The organism is Thermovirga lienii (assembly GCF_036847465.1).
Classification (GTDB): domain Bacteria; phylum Synergistota; class Synergistia; order Synergistales; family Thermovirgaceae; genus Thermovirga; species Thermovirga lienii.
This window is the reverse complement of the sequence record NZ_DAITZW010000053.1, coordinates 1-6,987: the sequence shown is the minus strand read 5'-3', so window position 1 is coordinate 6,987 and position 6,987 is coordinate 1. Positions and strand designations below refer to the sequence as shown.

Genomic DNA, 6,987 nt, shown 5'->3' with positions numbered 1-6,987 from the left:
TCTAGCAACTTGGCTAAGTTTCTCCACGACGAAGGTTACAAGATCGATGGGCGAAGGTTTAAGTTTTTTACTTTTTCGTGGCCTCAGGGTAAGAAGTTTTTTGATAAACAACATGTGATTTTCCCTAATGGCTTTGCTATAACGATAGCCTCTCCGTTGTTGTCTATTATTGAAGACATATTTCATAACGTTGCAAAGTCTAACATAATCAACATGATCAACTTGGCTGATAACAAGGTGTTTTGTACGTCGCTTGTTGTTTATGAAGAATCAGTGGACAGTGAGGAGATAATTGTAGATACTCTTTCTCCTATTTGTTGTTATACGACCATATACAAAGAAAATGGGAGTCCTTACACGCGCTATTTTTCTCCCGCCGATAAGGAATTCCAAAAGCAAATACTTAACAACTTGAAACAAAAATATCAATTGCTTTATCCTGACAAACCTATTCCAGAAGGTACAGTAACCATCAGTCCTTTAAGCCGTTCGCAATCTCCAAGACGTCAAATAGCATTTTTTAAAGCTGACGATCCTCGTCCAATAAAGGGGTGGTGGGGAAGATTTGTGTTGAAAGGCCCTAAAGAACTGTTGTCTGTAGCGTTAGATACAGGCATAGGTGTTAAGAATAGCGCAGGGTGGGGTTGTATAACTCTATTAGAGCAGAATGGGTAAGGAGGGAAAAGATAACAACAATGGGCTTTCTTGATGCCTTATACAAATTAGGTAAAACTGCTTCGCTTCGTGATTCAGCGAATGCTACTCCTGAATGGAAAGAACTAGATGATTTTCTCATGATGCCTTTGTCGTTGCGGGAAGAGAGGTATGCAAATCCTTTTTTAGTCAAGATTATGCTTGATGTAGAAGATCCTATGGCTAAACCATTAAAAGTCAAAGGAATAAAAAATATAGAAACTGCTTGGTTTAAAATTGATAGAAAATCATTACAAGCAAGCAGGAGACAATATTTATATAAAGCTCCTGCGAGCGCTAATGCTCCATGGTCCTATTCGCCGGTCTATACAGGACTTAAAAACTTCAATTCCAAAGAAATAAAAGACCAAATAAACTCACTTCTCAAAAGTGAGGATTGGTCAAAAAACAAGAAATCTTTGCTGTACAAAATTCACAATAAGATCTTAAGGGATCTTGAGGAGGCAGGTGCGCTTGCAAAGGGCAGTGTAGACATCATAATGAAACAGCTTGTGCAGCATAGTCATACACTTTATAACCTATGCGCAAACAAGCAACGCCCATGTCTTATTGTGTTCGGGTGCGCAACACCATTTGGTTTTCTGTTTCCCGGAGAGGTCCCAGCATTTGTATCATACTTCAAACAAAAACTGGAAGAGCGACTAACGAGCAATAAAGCTGCCAATTGCATTTGCTGCGGTAAATTTACGAATCAAAGCGCTCCTTTAAGCGATATTCTCAAATTCTCTACGTTTGACAAGCCCGGGTTTGCTCCCGGCAGCTTTTCTCAGAGTAAAAAAGCATTTGCTAAGGCTTCGCCTATATGCAGAGATTGTTATGCCAAATTATCGAAAGCAATGGAAGAGTTGAATTGTCGCAGTTCTAGCCTTTGTTCTATTGGCAATATAACAATGGACATAGTTACAGAACCGCCTTTTAGCCCTACAACGATAGTATCGGAGTTTGTTGGCAATATTTTGCCTAAAGAGCGGAACATTTATGACAGATATACAAGAAAAAACGATAATCTTATGTTTCACATTTTCTTTTGGGAGAAAAACCAAGATCAGATAATGGTTCATCTTTTAATCAATGATATTCATCCTTCTATAATGAAAAAATTGCAGTCTTTATGGGAAGAGACTGTTAACCAATTCCCTTTGTACAGTCGAAATTTCCATGGCAAGCCAAATATATATAACGCAGTTACGACTATCATGGAACTTTATATGGCTTTAGCAGGGTTTGAAAGTGACAAGGAAAAGCAAAAATCATATCTGAACAAATCTCTTGAAATCATAAAAAACTTACTACAAGAGGAAGTAATAGACACAACAGACCTGATAAACAAAATAGTCTGCTTTTTACCAAACATATATTCTTCTGATTATTGGCGTTCCCTTCATTATGCTGGCGAAGAGCTTCTCACATTAAAAAACCGCATGATGATAGTTTGGGAGTTTCTAGAAAAAGTCAACCAATCTAGGAGGTGTATATTGTGAACCTTGATTTTTTGGACGACTTTACCTCTCCTCATATGAAAAGTAATTACGGTAAGGGGTTGTTTTTAGCAGGAGTAGTCTTAGGTGTGCTGGCATACCAGCAGGCAGGGAACAATAAGGATGAGATGTTAAATACTCCATTGTTTAAGCAGATGAATTTTGGACGAATGTGTCTGCGGGACATTTTAAATTTATTGACAAACGTCCCAAACATTATAAGGGGCTACAACATTGCGTACCCGGGTAGAATCATGCGGTTAGCGGAAGAAGCAATGAACTTGATATTCATGGGGCAGGAAACGAACTTTGATTTGGACGTTAATGCTCAAGACAATGCTGTATTTGCCTTTGGATTTTTACACGCATGTGAAGCCTATTTTAACAAGATCTTCCCAAAATCAGAGAAACAAGAAACTGAAGAAGTTAAAGAACAGCAGGATTTAAAGGATACGAATGAAGAGTGCAAACAAGAGCATCTGCCAGTTGAATAGAAGGAGGGTAAGCTATGGGTTTTAAGAAAAGAAGAGAATTACTTTTTGTTTATAGTGTAGAGGATGCTAATCCTAATGGAGATCCCAGACGGAACAACATGCCGCGTCAAGATCTTAACACGGGAATTTTAAGGGTAGAGGACGTCAGAATAAAGAGAACTATCAGAGATCAATTTATCCGTGACGGACATCACGTTTTTATCAATGGGGAACCTATAACGCTTGATCAAAGGGTGCGAAGTTTACGTGGCGAGTTAAGTTTGCAGTTAGGGAAAAATGTGGAAGCAACGGAGGATATTCTTGGGGCATGTATAGACACCCGCCTTTTTGGCGTGGTTTATGCTTCTGGGTCAAAAAACCACATGTCATGGACAGGTCCCGTACAATGGATGCGTGGTTACTCTTTACATAGGGTGTATATAGAAAACATTGAAGGTACGGCTGCTTTTGCCTCGCGGGAGGGTAACGAACAACGTTCTTTTAGAAGTGAATATATAGTACCCTTCGCTCTGATAGCCAGTTATGCTATAGCGAATCAGTATGTTGCTGAAACTACCGGAGCTACTTCTGAAGATCTAGATGCACATTTTGACGCTGTATGGACAGGCCATGAAAACTTGATAAGCCGAAGCAAAATAGGGCACATGCCGAGGCTCTTGCTGGAGGTAACTTATAAGGAAGGGTACAACAGCCTAATTGGCATGATGCACCGCAAAGTGTTTATTCACAAGCGAGACGATTCTGGGTTTACCGCTGAAGAAGAGATATGTCTGAGGTCTCTTTCAGACGTTGTTTTGAATATAACTCCGTTGGCAGAAAAGATTGTAGCTAAAAAGGATGTAATTGATAGGATCAGAGTAAGGAAAGATGAGGATTTGATGATAAAAGGACTAGAACAAATACAGGAGAACATAGGCGAGCGTTTTGAGCTAGAGGTGAGGTGATCCCTTTGCCGGTTGTTTTTGATGTTTCGGGCGATATAGCTATGTTTCGCAGGCCATACACAACAACATCTTCTATTTCGTATGCTTTCCCTCCGCCAAGCGCAATAGCCGGAATGATAGGAGCTATATTGGGTATTAGCAAGGGGCCGTCAAACGACTTGTGCCGTGCACGATATTGGCGACACATGACGGGAACGCAGGTGACGTTGAAGGTAATCAATCCTATTAGATGGGAAACTTCAACCATCAATTTGTTAAATACGAAGACAAAGAGGCTGGACTCTCATATTCAAGTGTTACACCAATTTGTATCGAACCCGAAATACAGAATTTTTGTCAAAGGGCCTCTTGAAGAGAGATTGCATGACGCCTTGAGTAAAGGGGAGTGTTATTACACACCTTACTTAGGGGTTGCATATGCGTTATGTGAGCTGGAATATATTGGCAGGTTCAACGAGGAGCAGGTCTCAGAAAACGAAGAGATTAGGGTAACTACTGCGATCCCTTTCAGACAAGATCTTAATGTGGATGTGCGTGGCTCAGATGCTTTTGCTATGGAAACAGTTCCCTTTCGACTGGATGAGGAACGGACGCCGTTGCAATATATATCGGTACTGTTTTCTGTGAGGTTCAATAAGGGGATAGTCCTTAAGGAGAAAGGGGAGCTAGAAATTGCAAAATGTGGTGAAGACGTTGTCGCTTGGTTCCCTGCTTGGTGATTTAGAAAGCCACCCGGGGCGCTTGCTCAAGGACCACTTGATGGGTACATGGCAACTGGCAAAAGCCTTGTCAGGAAGGAATTGTGTACCCGTAGACGAGGAGCACCTTAAGTGGGTTTGTTTGACTCATGACCTTGGCAAGGCTAAAAAGGAGTTTCAAAGATATTTGCAGAAAAAAGGCGGAAAAGTATTCCATGCAGAGATTTCTGCATGGTTTACTTTCTCTGCTACTTGCGACCTTATTTGCGCAGAAGCAGTGCGTAAGCATCATTCAAAGATCGACAGTTTTGCAGACATTAGTAATTATTGGGCCAACGACGATTTTGACGTTGATGAGGTCAATGAAACGATCAGTTCGCTCCTTCCAAATTGGAGTTTTGCAGTTTCGCAAAGCCTATTAGATGATTTATACGACCGACTACTGCCTACAGAGCAAATATTAGATATGTCAGCTCAAGATCTTGCTTATGTACATGATTGGCTGCGTCTCAAGACTATTTATTCTCTCTTTGTAACAGCAGACCGAATGGATGCCATGGGGATCCGAAGGATCAATATGGGCCCAATTCCGGAATGGAAGCCCAAAGTTTTTCCTTCAAATGCTCCTCTGGCTGAGTGGAGGAGCAGGGTAAGGCAGGAGTGTCTAAAAAAAGCTGAAACAGTCTCTCTGCCGGGGATTTTTACCTTGACTCTGCCTACGGGATCAGGGAAAACCCTTATTGGGCTTGAAATGGCTTATAAGTGGGCAAAGAAGATGAATCTTAGCAACATTATATATGCCTTGCCGTTTATTAGTATCGTTGAGCAGAATGCCCAAGTAGCCTCAGAGGTTTTCGGGAAAGATAATGTCCAAGAGGATCATAGCTTAGCGTATGTTAAGGAAGATGAGAAAAAGAAAGGTAAGCAGGAAAAGGACGAAGAAGATTTGACGCCGGAAAGAAGAATGCAGAGTTTCTTTCGTTACTGGGATGCTCCTGTCACTGTTACTACGCTGGTGCAGTTGTGGACTTCCTTGTTCAGTCCTCATGCAAATGATTCTATGAACTTCCATAGGTTAAGCAATTCCGTTGTGATCATGGATGAACCTCAAACTATAGATCCTCAGTTATGGAAAGAGTTTGGTGAAACCTTAAGTTTCTTGTCAAGAAAACTGAACACTACGTTTCTATTCATGACGGCTACTCAGCCGCATATCGTTGAGGGAGAGGAGCTTGCGCCGAAGGATGCAGACAAAGGGAGGCCTTCCCGTTATAAATGCAGGTTTATACCGGGTGTTTATTCTATAAAGGATCTTCCGGATTTGCTTGAGAAGAACGTAAGCAAACTGGATAAAGGTCCCGGTCTGATAGTGATGAACACCAGAAAGAGTGCTCTTGAAGCTTACAACATGTTAAAAGACAGGCTTATGGACGAGGGGCCTGTTTTGTTCTTGTCCACATGGGTAGCGCCTAAGCACAGAAGAGAGATTTTGAAAAAGCTGATAAGCCTTGAAAAAGAAGGTGTAAAAAGATATTTGATTTCCACTCAAGTTGTAGAGGCAGGAGTAGATTTGGATTTTGAGTGGGTTTTTAGAGACTTAGGTCCTTTAGACAGCATTATTCAAGTAGCTGGAAGGTGCAACAGGCATTTCTTAGATGAAGAAAATGCAGGAGAGGTTGTCGTTGCTGAGCTGATGAATCCTGAGGACAAAAACTGTATTTTTGGTAGTTACATATATGACCCTGTACTTTTGCAGGCTTCGAGAAAAACGCTTTCTAAATATCCTGAGTTTGATGAGAAAGAGACAGCAAAAATGATCGATGAGTATTTTAGATGCATGCTGGATAACTTAAACCACGAACCTATATGGAGTCGAATACAGCAAGGAATTTGGGACGATTTACCTAAACTGATAAAACAAGACAAACAAAAAAACAGTGTGACGGTATATGTAGAACTGGACGATGAGCTACAACCGCTTCTTAAAGAGCTTGAGGCCATAGAAAAAGGGTTGGAGAACATAGACAGGGCAAAAAGAATTGCAAGGCAGTTGGAGATGTATAAGATTGAGGTGGATGAAAAATTCGTAGCGGAATGGGAACAAAAGCTTCACACTAATATTGTCATTGAAGGGGAAAAGCACATCTTACGTTCACTGACAGGAAGAGATGTGTGGTTTTTATCTAAGGAGGGAATAGGAATAGTTTACAGTATGGATGTTGGGTTTATGCCTCTGGATAAGAGCAATGTAGATAGCCTGTTATAGATATGGATTGAATATCGCACAAATATTTTTATACTGTAAATGTAGTGTGTCGATCCCCACTAATGCTAAAACCCTAGGGCTTCGACAACGGAACTGAAACGTCACAAACCCTTGCAGTTACTGGCATTAACCAAAAAGCAGGACCTTGATAGTTGAATAGGCTTGTAGTTTTGGTTATCACGCAAACCTAGATGGTGGCTAATGTGGTGCGGGTTTTGATTCTTCCTATAAGGGTTTTAAACTCTGCTGTACATAATCAACAGCAGGAACAGTTGGCGTTTTGATTCTTCCTATAAGGGTTTTAAACGCAGTTGCAAAGCACAAGCCAAATGGCGGTGCCCAGTTTTGATTCTTCCTATAAGGGTTTTAAACATGTTTATTCTCTTACAACTC

At 40.9% G+C, this 6,987-nt stretch carries 6 protein-coding genes; all 6 read left to right on the top strand.

Annotated features, from left to right (window positions below; all coding sequences use genetic code 11):
* Positions 1 to 9: 9 nt before the first annotated feature.
* Genes cas6 through cas3 form a run of 6 tightly spaced genes read left to right on the top strand, consistent with a single transcriptional unit; the run spans position 10 to position 6,594 of the window.
* Positions 10 to 675 (top strand): CRISPR-associated endoribonuclease Cas6, encoded by a 666-nt coding sequence (gene cas6, locus V7Z69_RS09285; RefSeq protein WP_334139716.1) that lies wholly within the window; start codon positions 10 to 12, stop codon positions 673 to 675.
* A gap of 20 nt (positions 676 to 695) precedes the next feature.
* Positions 696 to 2,195, top strand: a complete 1,500-nt coding sequence (locus V7Z69_RS09280; RefSeq protein WP_334139715.1) for a TM1802 family CRISPR-associated protein — start codon at positions 696 to 698, stop codon at positions 2,193 to 2,195.
* Positions 2,192 to 2,686: a TM1802 family CRISPR-associated protein gene (locus V7Z69_RS09275; RefSeq protein WP_334139714.1), complete on the top strand. Its 495-nt coding sequence runs from the start codon at positions 2,192 to 2,194 to the stop codon at positions 2,684 to 2,686. The genes V7Z69_RS09280 and V7Z69_RS09275 overlap by 4 nt, the downstream gene beginning before the upstream one ends.
* A 14-nt stretch (positions 2,687 to 2,700) precedes the next feature.
* Positions 2,701 to 3,630 (top strand): type I-B CRISPR-associated protein Cas7/Csh2, encoded by a 930-nt coding sequence (gene cas7b / locus V7Z69_RS09270; RefSeq protein ID WP_334139713.1) that lies wholly within the window; start codon positions 2,701 to 2,703, stop codon positions 3,628 to 3,630.
* 5 nt (positions 3,631 to 3,635) lie between these two features.
* Positions 3,636 to 4,349, top strand: coding sequence for a type I-B CRISPR-associated protein Cas5b (gene cas5b, locus V7Z69_RS09265; protein WP_334139712.1), 714 nt, complete (start codon positions 3,636 to 3,638; stop codon positions 4,347 to 4,349).
* Positions 4,315 to 6,594 carry a CRISPR-associated helicase Cas3' gene (gene cas3 / locus V7Z69_RS09260; protein ID WP_334139711.1) on the top strand — a complete coding sequence of 760 codons (2,280 nt, stop codon included), beginning with the start codon at positions 4,315 to 4,317 and terminating at the stop codon, positions 6,592 to 6,594. Before cas5b ends, cas3 begins: the two co-directional genes overlap by 35 nt.
* Positions 6,595 to 6,987 lie beyond the last annotated feature (393 nt).

Coding starts and splice junctions, on each gene's coding strand:
- V7Z69_RS09280 (WP_334139715.1), top strand. CDS start 696: ATGGGCTTTCTTGATGCCTTATACAAATTAGGTAAAACTGCTTCGCTT.
- cas7b (WP_334139713.1), top strand. CDS start 2,701: ATGGGTTTTAAGAAAAGAAGAGAATTACTTTTTGTTTATAGTGTAGAG.